We start from the raw sequence: 18,736 nt of genomic DNA, 5'->3' as shown, positions 1-18,736 counted from the left end.
CCATACCACACAGCATTTTTATATCATCATGAGAGCCATTCTCGCACTGGAAGACGGAAGCGTCTTCATCGGTTCGCACTTCGGAGCTACGGGCACGGAAGTGGGGGAAGCCTGCTTCAACACGTCCATGACCGGCTACCAGGAAGTCCTGACGGACCCGTCCTACAGCGGCCAGATTGTCACGATGACCTACCCCCTGATCGGCAATTACGGCGTCAACCCGGAAGATTACGAGTCCGGCAAGGCGCAGGTCAGCGGCTTCGTGGTGGCGGAGCTGGCGAAGGTTCCTTCCAACTGGCGCGCCACGGAAGCCCTGGGCCCGTGGCTGGAAAAGCAGGGCGTGATCGGCATTGAAGGGGTGGACACCCGCAAGATCGCCAAGCACCTGCGCTCCGCGGGAGCCATGCGCGCCTGCCTCACCACGGAGCTGACGCCGGAGGAAGCCGTGGAAGCCGCCAGAAAGGCCCCCTCCATGGAAGGCTGCAACATCGTGGACAAGATCGGCTCCCATCCCATGACCCCGGAGGAAGTGGACGCGCTGGTGACGGAAGGTGTACTGCCCCCCACGGAGTACGACATCGTGGCCTTCGACTTCGGCATCAAGTACAACATCCTGCGCCAACTGAGGGAAAACGGCTTCCGTGTGACCGTGGTTCCCGCCCACACGACGGCGGAGGAAGTGCTTGGCATGAAGCCGGACGGCGTTTTTCTTTCCAACGGTCCGGGGGACCCCGCCACGCTGACGGACATCCACCGTGAAGTAGCCGCCCTGATCGGGAAGGTTCCCATGTTCGGCATCTGCCTGGGGCACCAGATCATTTCCCACGCGCTGGGGGCGAAGACCTTCAAGCTGAAGTTCGGCCACCGCGGCGCCAACCATCCGGTGAAGGACCTCCGCACGGGTAAAATCAGCATCACGTCCCAGAACCACGGTTTTGCCGTGGATCCGGATACCGTGCCGGACGACGTGGAAATCACGCTGATGAACCTGAATGACAATACCGTGGAGGGCATCGCCCACAAAACGCTCCCCGTTTTCAGCGTGCAGTACCACCCGGAAGCCGCCCCCGGCCCCAGAGACCCCCAGTACCTGTTCCGGGATTTCAAGCAGATGATTGCGGCCAGCAAACGGCAAACCGCCCGCTGACGGAAACGGCCCCCTTCCTGCGGCGGAGCATTTTCCTCGTCACCATGGGAAAAATGCGCTATTTATGCCCGGAGCGCATCAACTGCGGCTCCGCTGGAGGTTTCACCATTTATTCTTCAACCTCCTCCGCCAACAAACCACCTACACACAGCACATGAGCAAAATCGCATTAATCTCCGGCATCACGGGACAGGACGGTTCTTTTCTCGCAGAGTTCCTGATTGACAAGGGCTATGAAGTACACGGCATCCTGCGCCGCTCCTCTTCCTTCAACACGGGCCGCATCGAGCATCTTTACCTGGACGAGTGGGTGCGGGACATGAAGAAAAACCGGCTGATCAACCTCCACTATGGGGACATGACGGATTCCAGCTCCCTGATCCGCATCATCCAGACCGTGCAGCCGGATGAAATCTACAACCTGGCGGCCCAGAGCCATGTGAAGGTCAGCTTTGACGTGCCGGAATACACGGCGGAAACGGACGCCGTGGGCACCCTCCGCATGCTGGAGGCCGTCCGCATCCTGGGCATGGAAAAGAAATGCCGCATTTACCAAGCTTCCACGTCCGAACTCTTCGGGCTGGTGCAGGAAGTTCCCCAGAAGGAAACCACGCCGTTCTATCCCCGCTCCCCCTACGGCGTAGCCAAGCAATACGGCTTCTGGATCACCAAGAATTACCGCGAATCCTACGGCATGTTCGCCGTCAACGGCATCCTGTTCAACCACGAGAGCGAACGCCGCGGGGAAAACTTCGTCACCCGCAAGATCACGCTGGCGGCGGCCCGCATCGCCCAGGGCATGCAGGACAAGCTTTACCTGGGCAACCTGAACGCCCTGCGCGACTGGGGCTACGCGAAGGATTACGTGGAATGCATGTGGCTGATTCTCCAGCACGACAAGCCGGAAGACTTCGTCATCGCCACCGGGGAGATGCATACGGTCCGGGAGTTCTGCACGCTGGCCTTCCGTGAAGCCGGAATTGAGCTGGAATGGGAAGGCGAAGGCGTGGAAGAACGCGGGCGCGACAAGAAGACGGGCCATATCCTGGTGGAAGTGGATCCCAAGTACTTCCGCCCCTCCGAGGTGGAACAACTGCTGGGAGACCCCACCAAGGCCAGAACCCTCCTCGGCTGGAACCCCACCTCCACCCCGTTTGAGGAACTCGTGCGCATCATGGTCCGCCATGACATGGAATACGTCAAAAATCCCGTCAATTCCTGAGATGGAAAAAAACAGCAGAATATTCGTGGCCGGACACCGCGGCCTCGTGGGCTCCGCCATCTGGAAATCCCTGGAAGACAGGGGTTATTCCAACCTGATCGGACGGACGCACCGGGAACTGGACCTGGAGGACCCGGCGGCCGTGCGGGAATTCTTTGACCGGGAAAAGCCGGAATACGTCTTTCTGGCGGCGGCGTTCGTGGGCGGCATTATCGCCAACTCACGGTACCGGGCGGACTTTATCTTCCGCAACCTCCAGATCCAGCAGAACGTCATCGGGGAAAGTTTCCGGCACGGCGTATCCAAGCTCCTCTTCCTGGGGAGCACCTGCATCTATCCGCGAGAGGCACCCCAGCCCATGAAGGAGAGCGCCCTGCTCACCTCCCCGCTGGAATACACCAACGAGCCCTACGCCATCGCCAAAATCGCAGGCCTGAAAATGTGCGAGAGCTTCAACCTCCAGTACGGCACCAACTACATCGCCGTGATGCCTACGAACCTGTACGGCCCCAATGACAACTTCCACCTGGAGAACAGCCACGTGCTGCCCGCCATGGTGCGCAAGATTCACCTGGCCAAGCGCCTGATGGAAGGGGACTGGGACGCCGTGCGGAAAGACCTGGACGCGCGGCCTGTGGAACAGGTGGACGGAACGGCGCCGGAAGAAGCCATCCTGGCCGCGCTGGCCAAATACGGCATCACCCCCGGTTCCGTGGAACTGTGGGGAACGGGCACGCCCCTGCGCGAATTCCTGTGGAGCGAAGACATGGCGGATGCCTGCGTCCACGTGATGGAACAGGTGGATTTCAGCCAGCTGAAAGGGGAAGACCGGGAGGTGCGGAACTGCCATATCAACATCGGCACCGGAAAGGAAATCTCCATCGGCGATCTGGCGCGCCTGATAGCCGCCACGGAAGGCTACCGGGGAGAACTGGTATTCAACGCGGACAAGCCGGACGGCACCATGCGCAAGCTGACGGACGTTTCCAAGCTGCATTCCCTGGGCTGGAAACACCGGGTGGAGCTGGAAGAAGGCGTGGAGCGCATCTACCGGTGGTATCTGGACCAGGCGGAAGCCGCCGGAAACTAAGCCGCCCAGCATCTCCGGCAGCACGCACTCCCCATGACCCATTTTCCAGACAGCCAGGATACGGCGCCCGTCAAACCCAGCCTGTGGGCGCTGAGCCCCCTGCTGGTTTTCTTCCTGCTTTACCTGGTCATCTCCGTAGCCGTACAGGATTTTTACGCCGTTCCGGTGACGGTGGCCTTTACGGCGGCGGCAGTCTGGGCCGTGCTCATCACCCGCGGGAAAAGCATGGCGGAACGGGTGGACCTGTTTTCCTCCGGCGTAGCCAACCGGAATATCCTGATGATGATCTGGATTTTCGTGCTGGCGGGCGCATTCGCCCAGTCCGCCAGGGATATGGGGGCAATTGACGCCACCGTGCAGCTCACGCTGCGCCTCCTGCCGGACAATCTGCTGCTTGCCAGCGTCTTCATCGCATCCTGCTTCATCTCCCTTTCCGTGGGCACTTCCGTGGGCACCATTGTGGCGCTTGCTCCCGTAGCCACGGGGCTGGCGCACGCCACGCAGGTCAGCACCGGCATGATGACGGCCATTGTGGTGGGCGGAGCGTTTTTTGGAGACAATCTTTCCTTCATTTCAGACACCACGATCGCCGCCACCCGCACGCAGGGCTGCGCCATGCGGGACAAATTCCGGGCTAACGTGAAGGTGGTGCTTCCCGCCGCGCTGCTGGCCCTGGCCTGCTACATCCTGCTCGGATGGAACGTGCAGTCCCCCTCCATGGCGGACGCTCCCATTGAATGGATGAAGGTGTTCCCCTACCTGCTGGTTCTGGTGACGGCGCTGGCCGGAGTCCACGTGATGGCCGTTCTGACACTGGGGCTGCTCGCCACGGGACTTGTCGGAGTAGGCATGGGGTATTTTTCCTTCATGGCCTGGTTCCGCGCCATGGGCAGCGGCATGACCGGCATGGGGGAGCTGATCATCGTCACCCTGCTGGCCGGCGGCGTGCTGGCGTTGATCCGCTTCAACGGCGGCATTGCGTACATCATCGGAAAAATCACGGCCCACATCCGGAGCAGGCGCGGCGCGGAATTCAGCATCGCCGGCCTGGTCTCCCTGGCCAATCTCTGCACCGCCAACAACACGATCGCCATCATTACGGTGGGTCCCATCGCGAAGGAGATCAGCGATAAATTCCATATCCCGCCCAGGCGCAGCGCCAGTATTCTGGACACCTTTTCCTGCCTGGTCCAGGGCGTCATTCCCTACGGGGCCCAGATGCTCATGGCCGCCGGAATCGCCCAGGTTTCCCCCCTGCTGATCATGGAATACCTGTATTACCCCCTGATTCTGGGCGTCTGTTCCATTCTTGCCATCGCACTGGCTCCCGGAAAAACGGGAAAGCGCAGGAAAAGCTGAGAAGCCATAAGGAAGAAGAGGCGTCAAAGACGCCCTTTTTGTTACCGACATGTTATCCTTGTTATCCTCATGTTACTCAACATATGGGGCTCCTATGTTATCATACATGCATGAGCCTTCATATAGAACCCACAGAAGACGCAGTGGAAACCCTGCGCAAGGAAAGGCGGAAAAATTACATTGCCGCATTGGCGACATCCATTCTCTCCGTCGTCCTGGCGGGAGCCATTCTCTACTCCCTGACCATCATCATCGCCCCCCCGGAAGAACCCAAGGTCGTCGGCTACATCACGCCGGACGAAGCTCCTCCGTCGGATACGCCTCCGCCGCCGGAAGTGCAGAGGGAAACCTCCTCTTCCTCCCATGCGGAAACTCCCGTCAAAGTCGTGGTAGCCGCGGCGGCGGCCCCGGTCAGCCTCCCCAAGATCGACATTGACCCGCCGGACGAACCCGTCATGCTGGAAGAAGGAACCGCCCTGGGCATGGGGGACGGCTTCGGCCCCGACCTGGGTGACGCCACCTCCGCCTTCGGCACGTCCCAGCCCTCCGGAAGTACGCTGGTAGGCACCTTTTATGATACCAAGCAGACGCCCGGCGGACGGCCCACCAACATGACGATGGACCAGTACCGCGCCTTTCTTTCCCGCTTTGTCAACAAAGGCTGGAATGAGTCGGAGCTGAATCGTTTTTACAAGGCGCCGCAACAATTGTACGCCGCCCAGTTCTACATTCCCAGAACTCCCGCCAAAGACGCGCCCAAGGCCTACGGATGCGACGACAAGGTGAAACCCAGCCAGTGGCTTGCCATTTACCGGGGCAAAGTGCGCGCTCCCAAATCCGGCACGTTCCGCTTCGTGGGGCTGGGAGACGACTACCTGGTAGTGCGGTTCAACAACCAGAACGTATTCGACTACGGCTGGGAATCCGCCTCCCTGGGGAAAATGACGGCGAACAACGCCAAATGGCTTGATGCCATGGAAGGCAAGCCCGGCAACGACGACCTGAAGAAGGAACTCAAGGACGCGGGCATCAACGTCCCCCCCGTCACGTTCTACAAATACGGCCCCTCCGGCCACTGGAACAACACCATGCGCGGCGTAGCCGCCGGCAAGCAGTTCACGGTGGAGCAAGGCAAGGTGTACCCCATTGAAATCCTGGTCAGCGAAGGTCCCGGCGGCGAATTCGGCATGACCCTGCTGCTGGAGGAAGTGGGAATGGCACCCATGAGCAAGGACCCCAAGACGGGAGCGCCCATCCTGCCCCTGTTCCGGACCAACTACGGTGTGCCGAAACCGGACAAGAACAAGGAATATGTGCCGTTTGATGAGATCGGCATCGTATGGGAATCCATCAAATAACCGGAAACTTGCCGATTTCCCTCTCTTCATGCCCGCAGGTCTCCTGCGGGCATTTTACTTGCCCGGCCGTAAAAGATGGCCTACGCTCCCGTTATTACGATGCAGCCTTTTCGATTCCATTCCATTTATCAGCCGCGCATCTGGGGCGGCCAGCACATGAGAACCATGCTGGGCCGGGAACTGCCCGACCGGGAAACGGCCTACGGGGAAGCCTGGGAAATCAGCGACCGTCCGGAAGCCATGAGCACGGTGAGGGAAGGCGAATGGGAAGGAATTCCCCTGCACCGGCTGTGGGAAGAACGGCGGGAAGAACTCTTCGGGCCCGGCTACGAACGTTTTCCGCGTTTTCCCCTGCTCTGCAAAATTCTGGACGCCCGTGAGAATCTTTCCGTCCAGGTGCATCCCCCGGAACGCACGGCGGCAGCACGGCGGGGAGAGGTTAAAAACGAGATATGGTACGTGCTGCACGCGGACCCGGATGCCCTGATTTACGGAGGAATGGAAGAAACCGCTACGCTCTCGGACATCCGCCGGGCGGCGGAAACGGGCCAAATGGAGCAACTGATACGCTCCACCCATCTGGAAAAGGGGGAACATCTTTACATTCCCGCCGGCCTGGTTCACGCCATCGGCGCCGGGCACCTCATTGCGGAGATCCAGCAGAACAGCGACACCACCTACCGCCTTTACGACTGGAACCGGACAGACGCTTCCGGACAGGGACGGGAACTGCACATGGAACAGGCGCTGGATTCCATCGCGGAATTCCGGGAGCTCTGCCGGCAGCCCGGCTACCTGACGGAAATGCCGCATTTCACCACGGAGGAATATCGGCTGGACCAGGGAGAACGATTCACCCAGCCGGACGCCTCCCGCTTCGCCATCTTCACAGTTCTCCGCGGCTCCGTGTCCTGGGACGGGAAAACGGCGCGGCAGGGGGAATTCATCCTGTCTCCGGCAAATGCGGACGCCGTCACCGCCGCGGAACCGGATACCGTTTTGCTCTCAACAACGGTTTGAACGGCCCAATATGACAAAAAGCGTGAAGAATTCGGCACAAAGCTAAAGCTTTCACACTTTTTCGTTGCAAAGAAGAAAGGTGAATCTTAGCGTGAACTAAACTTTTCCCGCATCCGTGCTGTAAATCCCCCACCTCCCGGCCGCCGTATGAGCAATATTTCCACCATCGCCACTTATCTTGCCCGTGTTTCCGGACAGCTCCAGCCCATGCTGGAGAAAGTCCAGGGCATGGACCGCAGAACCTTCCTGCTGGAAGCCGCCGCCCTGCTGGCCCTGACCAGTTGTTCGGAACCCTCCGGTAAAGCCGGAATGGCGCCCATGATTTCCTTCAAGCCCTCCGGTGTCCCCGTGGTGAAGCGCTCTCCACGGCAGCTGCTGGCGGAATGCAACGTCCGGCCTATGTTCATGCCCCGCTCTTCCCCTCTCCGGCAGCGCTCTTCCCGGATGAAGCCGCGCTTCATCACCATGCACAACACGGAAAACCCTTCCGCAGACGCCATGCAGCACGCGCGCGCGCTGAATAACGGAGCCCTGCGCTGCAACTGGCACTACACGGTGGATCCGTATGTAGCCATGCAGCATATCCCCCTGAATGAAACGGGACGGCATGCGGACCGGGGCGGCCCCGGGGACATGTATTCCATCGGCATTGAAATGTGCGAAAAGCGGGGACAGAGCATCGTCAAGACCTTTGACCGCGCCGCCAAGCTGGCCGCCTACAACATGTACGCCCACGATATTCCCCTGCGGAACGTCGTGCCGCATTACTACTGGACCGGAAAACGCTGCCCCCACCTGCTGCTGGACAACGGCAAGCCCGGTTTCAAATGGTCCTGGTTCATTTCCCGCGTGGATTATTATTACCGCTGCATCAGCTAAGCGCCATTCCACGCCTCCCGCTGCATTCCGGATTTGAGGATGGATGGAAGACTCCTGACCGGGGTTGTTCCCTTGCTTTTTGCCGATCGTGTTAAAGCGGCGGGCACAGCTTTTTTGAATCCATCATTCGCTGCCAGCCGGCAATGCGTCCGCGACGCGGCATCATGTAAGCGGATCAGGGAATCAACAGCCTCCGCGCCGTCCCCTTCCGGTAATCTCCGCAGGGTCTGCAACCCGGCGGCATGAAAAAACAGGACGGCTTTTATCAATCCCGCCTGTCCCAACGCGCCAGGCTTTGAAACGCAGCAATCTTTCACCAAGTAAAGATGACGCCTCAAACAGGTGGACCCCGCATTTATCCGGAGTCCGCGCTATACCCCCCCACCCTTCCGAAAGAATGATGCAAGGAACCTTGCGGAAGCATGCCTTTTCCCAAACGAAACGGAAGACGCAGGAATAACAAAATCCCCGGTCTTTTTATAAGAAGACGGGGAACGCGCAGGATTTCATGAAGAAACTTGGAAAAACGGCATTCCTCGAATTCCGGAGGGGGAACGGAAAAGTCCGCCAGGTCTCACAAAGCCCCTTTCGGAAACAGTTCCGGAGCAGTCCGCGTTCATCCGCAACAGAAGCCTCCATCACGCTTCCGCCATCCGCGGCGCAGCCGCCGGAGCATAAAAAAACTCCGCAGCCGCCAGGTCCACGCACAAACCTTGACAACTGCGGAGCTGCGCTTACACACACTTATTCATCCAACAAAAATTATTCTGCGGAGCTTCCATCAGGAGTGGTGGAAGGCCGTGCCTTCTTCCGCAGTCATCGGAGAAGTGACCGGGTGTTTCTCGAAGAAATCAACCATGCGCTTGAAGTCTTCCAGGAACAGGTCTGCCAAGTCCTTGGTGAAGCCCTGGCGGACCATCACGCGCATTACCACCGTATCCTGGCAATTGGCAGGGAGGGTGAAAGCGGGCACCTGCCAGCCGCGGGTTCTCAGCTTGTCCGAGAGGTCGAAGAGGGTATAGTTCGTCTTGGCTCCGTCCTTGATGAAGAAACAGACGGCGGGAATGCCCTTTTCCGGATCGCCCGTGCAAATGAATTCGTACGGCCCGAGCTTGGAAACCTCATCTGAAATGTACTTGGCCACTTCATAGGCCTGGGTATGGATGTTGGTATACCCTTCCTTGCCCAGACGGATGAAGTCATAATACTGGCAGATGATCTGTCCGGCCGGCCGTGAGAAGTTAATGGCGAAGTTGGGGATTTCACCGCCAAGATAGTTGACGTTGAAGATCAACCCTTCAGGCAGGTCGGCGATGTCTCTCCATACCACCCAGCCCACTCCGAGCGGAGCCAGGCCGTATTTGTGGCCGGAAGCGCTGATGGACTTGACGCGGGGAATGCGGAAGTCAAAGACAATGTCCGGAGCGCAGAACGGGGCCAGGAAACCGCCGCTGGCGCCGTCCACGTGGATGTCCACACTGATGCCGGTCCTGTCTTCGTAATCGTCCAGGGCCTTGGCAATTTCCGCAGGCAGTTCATAAGCGCCCGTGTAGGTCACGCCAAACGTGGGAACCACCACGATGGTGTTTTCGTCAATCTGTTCCAGCATGCTGTCCACATCCATCTTCCATTTTCCGGGTGACATGGGGATTTCACGCATTTCAATATCCCAGTAGCGGCAGAACTTGTGCCAGCAGATCTGGACGGGCCCGCATACCAGGTTGGGCTTGTCAGTGGGTTTGCCGGCAGCTTTCTGGCGGGCTCTCCAGCGCCACAGGGCGGCCATACCCCCGAGCATGCACGCTTCACTGGAACCGATGGTGGAACAGCCGATGGGTTTTTCATCCTGGCTGGCGTTCCAAAGGTTGGCAATGATGGCAGCACAGCGCATTTCAATAGCGGCTGTCTGGGGATATTCATCCTTGTCGATCATATTCTTGTTAATGCTGATATTCATCAGCATCCTGACCTGCTTTTCATCCCACGTCTGGCAGAAGGTGGCAAGGTTCTGGCGGGCATTGCCGTCCAGCATCAATTCATCGGACACCAACTGGAAGGCGTCCTCCGCACGCATGGCGTAATCCGGGAACTGATCCTTGGGCAGTAGGTTGTCTGCTTCCGGAGAGCCGAAAATGGAATTTTCTGCCCGGGCTGTATCGGGTTTTTGATTTGGATCAAACATGACGGTATCTATTGTTTCATCATTTCCGGGCCAGCCGTGAAAGACCGCCCGCATGAAGGATAGAAGCTTCTACGAACAAAAGTGTTCATATTTCTATTGTCATTCACCCCCGCATAACTTTTCTACAAAAATACAGGAACAAGCTTTATTTTATTATCCATGCGTTACTAAAAATCATTAAATTACAAAATTTGTTATATTTCCTGACCTACACTCATAAAACACCCTATGTATGACACAGGCCATATTTTCACAGATGAGGGGCCCGGACATTTTCAGCTTCAACGGCCAAGCGGAATAATATGTTAGAAGAGCCTTGCGTACAGCATGACATCCGTTGAGAAAAAACGCGCTCAAAAGACTCTTATAGTTTCCAGACACCGGTGCCAGCGCGCGCAAAAGCCCCCACCCGGGCGCCCGGGCAAAAAACGGCTCAGGTCTGGTACCTAACAAAGAACCTTACCGCATACTAATGAAACCAAAATTTGCAGTATCCGCCATCCTTCTCCTGATGACAGCCTCCCTGGCGCAGACGGGAACAGCCCAACAGGCTGAAGACCTCTATCAGGGCACCGTTGTCACGCGCCAGGAGACGCAGGACAGCATCACTTACACCTTGAAGGAGGACCTGAGCTTTTCCGGATTCCGGACGGAAGACACCGTCTTCGCAGGCAGCGTCTTCTTCAATCAGCTGGCAGACCACACCCGGCCCGCCAGCGAGTCCGTCATGACATTTACCGGCACGGGAATGTCCATGAGCTTTGACGATTGTTCCTCCATCCACAGCGACCGCTGGGTCAATGACAACGAAGGGGGAGGCGCCATCCGCGGAGAAACGCTCACCTTCACGGACATGGGCGACCTTTCCTTCAACAACTGCAAATCCATCGTGAATGCGGATACGAATGCCGGGGGCGCCGTGAACGCAAGGGGTGACATCACCTTCTCCCACATGGGCAATATTTCCTTCACCAACAACATGCTGGGTGACGACAGCCAGCAGGGGCAAGCCCTCGGAGGGGCCCTGTTCACGTGGGGAAAGATCGACTTTGAAAATACCAAGTCCATCCTGTTCAGCGGAAACTCCACCGGACACTCGCCCACGAGCGCCCACTCCAACATCGGGGGCGCCATTTATGCAGGCGCGCATGATTCCACTTCTACGGCAACCAAGGCTTACATTCCCGCCGGGGAATATGCGCTGACGTTCCAGAACGTTACCGGAAACATGACCTTTGAAAACAATTCCGCATGGATAGCCGGCGCCATTTACGCTTATGCAGGCGCCGTAGACGGCTACGATAATACCGGAGGCGGCATGAAGATAGCCGGCGTCACCGGAGACGTGATTTTCAGGAACAACCGGGCGGACGCCGGGGAACTGGCCTCCGACTGGAACGGCAACTTCGGCGCAGTATACAGCGGCCAAGACCTGGACATCTCCAACATCGGCGGAGACCTGCGCTTTGAAGGCAACCAGGCCAGCAACAGCGCCGGGGCATTCGGCGTCAGCGGAAACTTCAACCTCAATAACATCGGCTCCATCACCTTCATCGGCAACCACGCGGACAAGACGTATGCCGTAGGCTGGATCAGCAAGGACTGGAACGTCACCAATACGGGAAACATCACCATTTCAGGAAACAGCTCGGACAATCAAATGGGAGGTGTAGCCGTCTTCGGCAATACCACGTTCAGCAACAATGGGGACATCACCGTGGAAGGAAACTCCACCAAGGGTTCCAACGGAGCCCTGCGCTTTTACGGAACGTTCAGCGTGACGGATGCAGGGAACATTTCCCTTTCCGGAAACAGCGCGGACCAGTACAACGGCGCCATTGAGGTGACCGGTAATACCTCGTTCACCCGGACCGGAAACATCTCCATGGACAATAATACGGCGGGCTGGCACTACGGCGTGGGGCAGTTCCACGGGAACCTGTCCTTTTCCAACACGGGAGACATCTCCATTTCCGGCAACAAATCCACGGACTACGGTTATGGCGCCCTCCTGGTGGATGGGAAAACATCCTTCGTCAATACGGGGAAGGTCACCATCTCCGGCAACTCGGCCAAATGGGACGTTGGAGCACTTCAGGGGGCCAACGGCCTGGAGTTCATCAACAACCGCGGCGGCGTGCTCATTGAGAACAACTCTGTGGACGGTGTTGCGGGAGCCATGCTCCTCTATTACAAGGATGCCGTCTTTTCCGCTGACCAGGGGGACATCATCGTGAAAGGCAACACGGAAAAACGCGGCGGGGCCAACCCTATTCTGAACTCCCTGGTGTTTGGAACCAACGGAAGCGCTTCCATGGACAGCGTGGTGCTCCGCGCGCAGGAAGGAAGGACGGTCACCTTCTACGATCCCTTCCGGAATGAAGGCGACGGAGCGGAGTATGACAACATTGTCTATGACTTCAACAAGTCCGAAGGAGTGGATACCACTCCTTACAACGGAACGGCTCCGGAATTCACCGGAACCATCCGCTTTTCCGGAGCGGAGGCGGACAAGCTGATCACCCAGGCCGCCGGAGAAACGGAAGCCGACTGGCAAAACCGGCTGGCGGAGTCCAAGTACTTCAATGTCAGCGGAAAAACCACCTTGTACGATGGTACCCTGATTCTGGAAGACGGTGTGACATACGGCAACAAGGACCTCACCAAAGACTCATCCTTCACTGTGAACAAGGGCGTTCTGGAAATCACGGGAAACAGTTCCGTGAACAGCAGGAACATCACCATTGAATCCGGCGTGACCCTGAGAACCGGAAGGGGCGCCGCCTTCCATGCGGACACGATCGACATCAGCAAGGGCGTCATCTTTGACTTCCGCCCCTTCATGGACGATTACAGCTCCGGCCTCAGCATCGAGCAAGCCAACAGCCACACCATGGGCGGCTCCATGGGAGTAGCGGATTCCCTGGAGGATTACGCCCACAAGAGATGGGCCGAGAAGCAGCGCTTCCTGGCCATGGCCATCGGGGAAGCGGCCATTCCCGGAACTTCCGGGGATTTTGACGACATCTATTCCACAGCCACCGGAACCAATACGGTCAACTCCCCCTATACCTACGAAGGGTACTGGACCAAGGAATGGGAAGACCTGGACGGAGACGGAATCAACGACCATCTGTACGCCGTCTGGAACCCCACCGCCGGCATTGAAGAGATTCTCCCGGAACTGGACGGGGCGGACATCGGCAACTCCATGTGGAGCTCCGCTTCCAACATGAAGTCCGTTTCCAATGCCGCTCTGGGCCAGGTGGGCATCACCCGGTTCCTGATGGGTCCGAAGAATAACTTCTGGATCAAGGGAATGGGAGACTTCACCTACCATGCCACCCGCGACGGCATTGACGGCTACGACTACAACGGTGGCGGCTATGCCGTGGGTGCGGACCGCAGGTTCACCCCGAACACCATTCTGGGCGCCGCCTTCGGCAACCTGTACGGCACCAACAAGAGCCGCAGCTGGCCCAGCGAAGTGGACCAGACCTCCTACGTTGCCCTGCTTTACGGAGCATGGAGAAAGCAGCTTGCCCCCAAGGACATGCTGACCATCAGCGGAACAGCCGGCTTCGGATGGACAACCAACAAGCTGGACTCCTATTATGACGGAGGGGCTTCCCACGGCAAATGGCAGAACAGAATGGGCTTCGCCACCCTTCAGGCCACGTGGGACCACAGCCTGAACAAGGGCTGGACGCTCTCCCCCTTCCTGGGAATCGAGTACACCCAGGTCAACCAGAATTCCTTCACGGAAACGGGATATGACGCCCGGCACTTCGACCGCGGGAATCTGAAGAACCTGAGCCTGCCCGTGGGCGTAGGCGTCAGCAAGGCCCTGCAATTCAGCAACGGCGTGCTGTGGGTGAACAGCCTGTCCGTAAGCTACGTGCCCGACGTGGTGCGTGACAACCCGGAAACCAGGGCCACGCGCCTGCTGAACGATTTCAGCTGGACCGCGAGGGGTTCCCGCCCGGACCGGAACGCCGTACGCGTCAATTACAACAGCACCGTCGTCATCAACCCCAAATGGACGGCCTACGCCGGCTATGAATTCGAAGGCAGGAGCAAGTCAACCTACCACCGGGTCAACGCCGGGGTAAGCTACGCCTTCTAAGTCGCGCATGACGGCAGCGGGCACGTTCCGCTGCCCTGCGCCCCCTGCCCAGTCAACGGGCTGCATTCCTCCGGGATTGCAGCCCGTTCGATTTTTTCCGGAAACCGGCAGCAACAAGCGTAAAGAACGCACTGGCCATTTCACCGGAAATGCACGCGTCCGTTGCTTTCCAGGAGGCAGAACAATTAAAAAAATGGACCGGCCGGCCTCCGGCAGGCTACACCGGAAACCCCGTCATGGAATCATGCGTGGGAAGCTTCCCTTACATACAGCACATGCGGATACAGGACGGAATCCGGAGCTACTTTGGGATGGTTGAATTCCGCCGTCTTCCTCATTCCGGCACGCTGCATCACGGCCTGGGAAGGAAGATTCACACAGGCGGTGAAGGAATACACCCGGTCAAGGCCCAACCTGGCAAAACCGTGCTCCAAACAAGCCCTGGCCCCTTCCGTGGCGTAGCCATGCCCCCAGGCTTCCGGCACAAGCCGCCAGCCTATTTCCACACAGGGCGTGAAGTCCGCTTTAAAATCCGCCCAATGAAAACCAAGGAGGCCGATGAGGGAGCCGGAAGATTTCAGCTCTACGGCGTACACCCCGTAACCCTTTTCATCCAGTTCCGCCCGCAGGCGGTTCCACATGGCGCGGGATTCCTCCTCCGTCATGACGGCGGGGAAGAAACGCATCACCCGGGGATTGGCGTTCATGGCCGCAAAAAAGGGCCAGTCCCTTTCCCCCCACGCCCGGAATGCCAGCCGTTCCGATTCCGGCAAGAGCAGTTTTCCTCCCGGCATGGCGCTAGTTGTACATGGAAAGTTCCGTTTCCAGCTCCGGACAGCGGTTCACGCGGAACCGTTCGTCCAGCTCCAGGATTTGACTATGGCCCAGGCTGTCCTTGATCGTGAGATTGACCTTGGAACGACCGGGGTACCTTTTCAGGATGTCCCGTATCTGCTCCAGATTTTTCCTCGTGTGGCGCAGGGGGCTGACAATGATATTCAGAGGGCCCTGGTCCCCGGCCTTGGACTTGCGCCTCCTGCCTCCCAGCGGGTCCACGCTCTGCGCGGCCACGCTCTTGGCGGAAGTGCGGTCATCCTCCCGGATGTTGGCGCGCACGGAGACGAAGACGCCCGGTTCCAGGCCGCCTTCCATTTCCAGGGCCTTTTCATAGACATCCGACCACAGCAGCACTTCAATGCTGCCGGTAAAGTCTTCCAGTGTGAGGATGGCGAATTTCCTGCCTGCCTTGCTGATCTTGGGGATGACGGAGCGCACCATGCCGGCGATCTGGTGCTTCTGCTTGAGTTCGTGCGACTCCAGCGCGTCAATGAGACCGATGCGGGTGTATTTTTCCGCATCAATGACGCCGCGCATGGAGTCCAGCGGATGGCCGCAGAAGTAGGCGCCCAACAGGTCCTTTTCATCCCCCATGCGCTGCTCCTTGGACCATTCCAGAACAGCAGGCTCATCCTTCACCCTGGGAGCTTCAAAAGTCATGTCAAACAGGGCGCCCTGCCCCAGGGCCTTGTCCTTGTGCACCTGGGATGCGCCGCTGAGGGCCAGGTCCACCCGCTCAAACAGGGCGCAGCGCGGTTCCAGCGTCCAGTCCAGCGCTCCCGCGCGAATCAGGGATTCCAGAATCTTCTTGTTGACGGATTTGGAATCCAGCCTGTTGCAGATGTCCTCCATGCTGGTGAATTCCCCGTTTCTTTCCCTTTCCTCCAGAAGAATCTGCATGGCTCCTTCCCCCACATTCTTGATGGCCGCCAGTCCGTAGCGCACGGCCAGCTTCCCGGAAGGCGTTTCCTCCGGAGTGAATTTGAGCATGGATTTGTTCACGTTGGGGGGCAGGATTTCAATGCCCATGCGGTTGGCTTCCTGAATGAACACGCCGATCTTGTCGTTGTTCGCTTCATTGGACATCAGGCCGCAGAGGAATTCCACCGGGAAGTGTGCCTTGAGGTAGGCCGTCCAGTAGGAAATGTGGCCGTAACAGGCGGAGTGGGATTTGTTAAAGCCGTACCCGGCGAATTTTTCAATCTTGTCAAAGATGGCCGTAGCCGTCTTTTCATCAATTTGGTTGGTTTTCCAGCACCCTTCCACGAAGTGGGCCTTTTCCTTGGCCATTTTTGCAGGGTCCTTCTTGCCCATGGCGCGCCTCAGCAGGTCGGCCCCGCCGAGCGTGTAGCCCGCCAGCAGCTTGGCCGCCGCCTGAACCTGTTCCTGGTAAATCATCACGCCGTAGGTCTCTCCGCTGACCTGTTCCAGCAGCGGGTGTTCATACACCACCTGGCGCAGCCCCTTCTTGACCTCGATCATTTCATCCATGAACTGCATGGCTCCCGGACGGTAAAGGGCCAGCAAGTCAATAATGTCTTCAATCTTCTGGATGCCGTAGCGCCGGCAGGTATCCACCATGCCGCCGGATTCCAGCTGGAACACGCCCATCGTGTCCCCCCTGTTCAGCAGGTCCAGCGTTTCCCGGTCATCCAGGGGCACGGAATCCAGCTTGAAGTCCGGCACGCGCCAGCGGGCGTATTCCTCCGCATCATGCATGACGGTCAGGGTTTTCAAACCCAGGAAGTCCATTTTCAAGAGCCCCACTTCATAAATCGCGCTCATGTCGCACTGGGCGACGACGGCTGCATGAGGATCAGACAGGTCGTCACGGGTGAGCGCCACATGCTCGTCCAGCGGACGGTCACCAATCACGACGCCCGCCGCGTGCACGCCCACGTTGCGGATCAGCCCTTCCAGGCGCGTCGCATAACCCCAGAGCTCCGCGTATCCTTCATCGGAGGCGATCAGCTCCCGCAGTTCCTCACTGCTCTTGTAGCTGGACTGGAGGGTTACCTTGGGACCGGGTTCAATCAGCTTGGAAATGCGGTCTCCATCCGCGTAGGACATGTCCATCACGCGGGCCACGTCCCTGAGCACGGACTTGGCGCCCATGGTGCCGTACGTGATGATGTGGGACACGGCGCGCTCCCCGTATTTCTGCCGCACATAGTCAATCACCTCCGGACGGCGCGTCTGGCAGAAGTCAATGTCGATATCCGGAGGGCTGACGCGCTCCGGGTTCAGGAAACGTTCAAAGATCAGCCCGAACCGCAGGGGGTCGATGTTCGTGATCTTCATGGCATACGCCACCAGAGAACCGGCGGCGGAACCGCGGCCGGGCCCCACGGGAATGTCATGGTCCTTCGCCCAGTTGATGAAATCCGCCGTAATCAGGAAGTAGGAGGGGAATTTCAACTGGTTGATAATCCCCAGCTCATAATCCAGGCGGTCGCGGAGTTCCTTGTCCTTAGCCACGCGTTCCTTGCCGTACCGCTCCTCCAGTCCTTCATAGCATACCTTGCGCAGGTAATCCTCACGCGTGGAGCCGTCCGGAGTGCCGAATTCCGGGTATTTTTCCGTACTGGCGGAGTCCAGCTTGATGGTGACGTTGCACCGTTCCGCGATTTTCAGCGTGTTTTCCACGGCGTCCGGATAGTCCCTGAACACCTCCCTCATTTCCTCGGGGGATTTCAGGTAGACTTCCGTGGAGTAGCGCATGCGCTTGGGAGAAGCCAGCTTTTCGTTGGTGCCGATGCAGATCAGCACGTCGTGCATGTCGTGGTCCTCCTTCCGGAGGAAGTGCACGTCATTGGTAGCTAGAATGGGGGTATTGGTCTTGCGGGCGATGCGCACCAGCTCCGGCAGGCATTTTTTCTGCTCCTCCATGCCATGGTCCTGAAGCTCCACAAAAATGTTGTCGTCCCCGAAGATATCCTTCAGCGCCAGGAGAGCTTCCTCCGCCTTTTCAGGCTGGTCATTGAGCAGCCATTCGTTCAGCGGCCCGGCAAGGCACGCCGTACAGCAAATAAGGCCTTCATGGAATTCCCGCAGGGTTTCCATGTCCACGCGGGGCTTGTAATAAAAACCTTCCAGATGGGACCGGGATACCAGCTTGACCAGGTTCTGCCAGCCGGTTTCATTTTCCGCCAGCAAAAGCAGGTGCGTATATTTGCGGCGCCCGGGAAGCTGTTTTTTCACGCCGATGGGCGTGGGGGAAAGGTACACCTCGCAGCCGAAGATGGGCTTCACCTCCTGCTTCTGCGGTCCTTCCGGATGTTCCTTGTTCCAGGCGGCCACGGATTTGTTAAGGCTGTTCGCCTCCATGACCAGCTCAATGGCTCCGAAGAGGTTGCCGTGGTCCGTGATGGCTACGGCCGGCATTCCCATGCGGGAACATTCGGCAATGAGGTCCTTGATATGGACTGCGCCGTCCAGCAGAGAGTATTCCGTGTGATTGTGAAGATGTACGAAGGAACCGGGCATGAATGAAACCTGTAGGCAGTGAATAAGGAG

The 18,736-nt window shown here is 58.4% G+C and carries 11 protein-coding genes; 8 read left to right on the top strand and 3 right to left on the bottom strand.

Annotation, left to right across the window (positions count from 1 at the left end; all coding sequences use genetic code 11):
* Positions 1 to 28 precede the first annotated feature (28 nt).
* The 7 genes from carA (at position 29) to QSJ36_RS07040 (ending at position 8,075) form a co-directional block, all read left to right on the top strand.
* Positions 29 to 1,147, top strand: a complete 1,119-nt coding sequence (gene carA / locus QSJ36_RS07070) for a glutamine-hydrolyzing carbamoyl-phosphate synthase small subunit (protein ID WP_102726599.1) — start codon at positions 29 to 31, stop codon at positions 1,145 to 1,147.
* Between the two features lie 154 nt (positions 1,148 to 1,301).
* Positions 1,302 to 2,369: a GDP-mannose 4,6-dehydratase gene (gene gmd, locus QSJ36_RS07065; protein WP_102721901.1), complete on the top strand. Its 1,068-nt coding sequence runs from the start codon at positions 1,302 to 1,304 to the stop codon at positions 2,367 to 2,369.
* A gap of 1 nt (position 2,370) precedes the next feature.
* Positions 2,371 to 3,459 carry a GDP-L-fucose synthase gene (locus QSJ36_RS07060; protein WP_102736911.1) on the top strand — a complete coding sequence of 363 codons (1,089 nt, stop codon included), beginning with the start codon at positions 2,371 to 2,373 and terminating at the stop codon, positions 3,457 to 3,459.
* A gap of 33 nt (positions 3,460 to 3,492) precedes the next feature.
* Positions 3,493 to 4,818 (top strand): Na+/H+ antiporter NhaC family protein, encoded by a 1,326-nt coding sequence (locus QSJ36_RS07055; RefSeq protein ID WP_022396584.1) that lies wholly within the window; start codon positions 3,493 to 3,495, stop codon positions 4,816 to 4,818.
* A 110-nt stretch (positions 4,819 to 4,928) separates the two neighbouring features.
* Positions 4,929 to 6,176, top strand: coding sequence for a hypothetical protein (locus tag QSJ36_RS07050; protein ID WP_022396583.1), 1,248 nt, complete (start codon positions 4,929 to 4,931; stop codon positions 6,174 to 6,176).
* Positions 6,177 to 6,251: 75 nt separating this feature from the next.
* Positions 6,252 to 7,196, top strand: coding sequence for a type I phosphomannose isomerase catalytic subunit (locus QSJ36_RS07045; RefSeq protein WP_285467901.1), 945 nt, complete (start codon positions 6,252 to 6,254; stop codon positions 7,194 to 7,196).
* 147 nt (positions 7,197 to 7,343) lie between these two features.
* Positions 7,344 to 8,075, top strand: a complete 732-nt coding sequence (locus QSJ36_RS07040; protein ID WP_022396581.1) for an N-acetylmuramoyl-L-alanine amidase — start codon at positions 7,344 to 7,346, stop codon at positions 8,073 to 8,075.
* Between the two features lie 781 nt (positions 8,076 to 8,856).
* On the opposite strand, the gene QSJ36_RS07035 is transcribed toward QSJ36_RS07040, so the two are convergent.
* Positions 8,857 to 10,257, bottom strand: a complete 1,401-nt coding sequence (locus QSJ36_RS07035) for a glutamate decarboxylase (RefSeq protein ID WP_102721963.1) — start codon at positions 10,255 to 10,257, stop codon at positions 8,857 to 8,859.
* Between the two features lie 472 nt (positions 10,258 to 10,729).
* Here QSJ36_RS07035 and QSJ36_RS07030 point away from each other — a divergent pair, with 472 nt between their 5' ends.
* Positions 10,730 to 14,383, top strand: a complete 3,654-nt coding sequence (locus QSJ36_RS07030) for an autotransporter domain-containing protein (protein WP_285467898.1) — start codon at positions 10,730 to 10,732, stop codon at positions 14,381 to 14,383.
* 242 nt (positions 14,384 to 14,625) lie between these two features.
* On the opposite strand, the gene QSJ36_RS07025 is transcribed toward QSJ36_RS07030, so the two are convergent.
* Both QSJ36_RS07025 and dnaE read right to left on the bottom strand, forming a co-directional pair.
* Positions 14,626 to 15,177, bottom strand: a complete 552-nt coding sequence (locus QSJ36_RS07025) for a GNAT family N-acetyltransferase (protein ID WP_022396578.1) — start codon at positions 15,175 to 15,177, stop codon at positions 14,626 to 14,628.
* A 4-nt stretch (positions 15,178 to 15,181) separates the two neighbouring features.
* A complete protein-coding gene (gene dnaE, locus QSJ36_RS07020; protein WP_022396577.1) occupies positions 15,182 to 18,706 on the bottom strand; it encodes a DNA polymerase III subunit alpha in 3,525 nt (1,174 codons plus the stop codon).
* Positions 18,707 to 18,736 lie beyond the last annotated feature (30 nt).

Source organism: Akkermansia sp. NBRC 115031, assembly GCF_030268505.1.
Classification (GTDB): domain Bacteria; phylum Verrucomicrobiota; class Verrucomicrobiia; order Verrucomicrobiales; family Akkermansiaceae; genus Akkermansia; species Akkermansia massiliensis.
Note: the sequence above shows the minus strand (reverse complement) of the source record. Positions and strands in the feature narration are given on the sequence as shown.

What these genes read in the sequence shown, in the direction of transcription:
- carA (WP_102726599.1), top strand. Translation starts at nt 29, where the DNA reads ATGAGAGCCATTCTCGCACTGGAAGACGGAAGCGTCTTCATCGGTTCG.
- gmd (WP_102721901.1), top strand. Translation starts at nt 1,302, where the DNA reads ATGAGCAAAATCGCATTAATCTCCGGCATCACGGGACAGGACGGTTCT.
- QSJ36_RS07060 (WP_102736911.1), top strand. Translation starts at nt 2,371, where the DNA reads ATGGAAAAAAACAGCAGAATATTCGTGGCCGGACACCGCGGCCTCGTG.
- QSJ36_RS07055 (WP_022396584.1), top strand. Translation starts at nt 3,493, where the DNA reads ATGACCCATTTTCCAGACAGCCAGGATACGGCGCCCGTCAAACCCAGC.
- QSJ36_RS07050 (WP_022396583.1), top strand. Translation starts at nt 4,929, where the DNA reads ATGAGCCTTCATATAGAACCCACAGAAGACGCAGTGGAAACCCTGCGC.
- QSJ36_RS07045 (WP_285467901.1), top strand. Translation starts at nt 6,252, where the DNA reads ATGGCCTACGCTCCCGTTATTACGATGCAGCCTTTTCGATTCCATTCC.
- QSJ36_RS07040 (WP_022396581.1), top strand. Translation starts at nt 7,344, where the DNA reads ATGAGCAATATTTCCACCATCGCCACTTATCTTGCCCGTGTTTCCGGA.
- QSJ36_RS07035 (WP_102721963.1), bottom strand. Translation starts at nt 10,257, where the DNA reads ATGTTTGATCCAAATCAAAAACCCGATACAGCCCGGGCAGAAAATTCC.
- QSJ36_RS07030 (WP_285467898.1), top strand. Translation starts at nt 10,730, where the DNA reads ATGAAACCAAAATTTGCAGTATCCGCCATCCTTCTCCTGATGACAGCC.
- QSJ36_RS07025 (WP_022396578.1), bottom strand. Translation starts at nt 15,177, where the DNA reads ATGCCGGGAGGAAAACTGCTCTTGCCGGAATCGGAACGGCTGGCATTC.
- dnaE (WP_022396577.1), bottom strand. Translation starts at nt 18,706, where the DNA reads ATGCCCGGTTCCTTCGTACATCTTCACAATCACACGGAATACTCTCTG.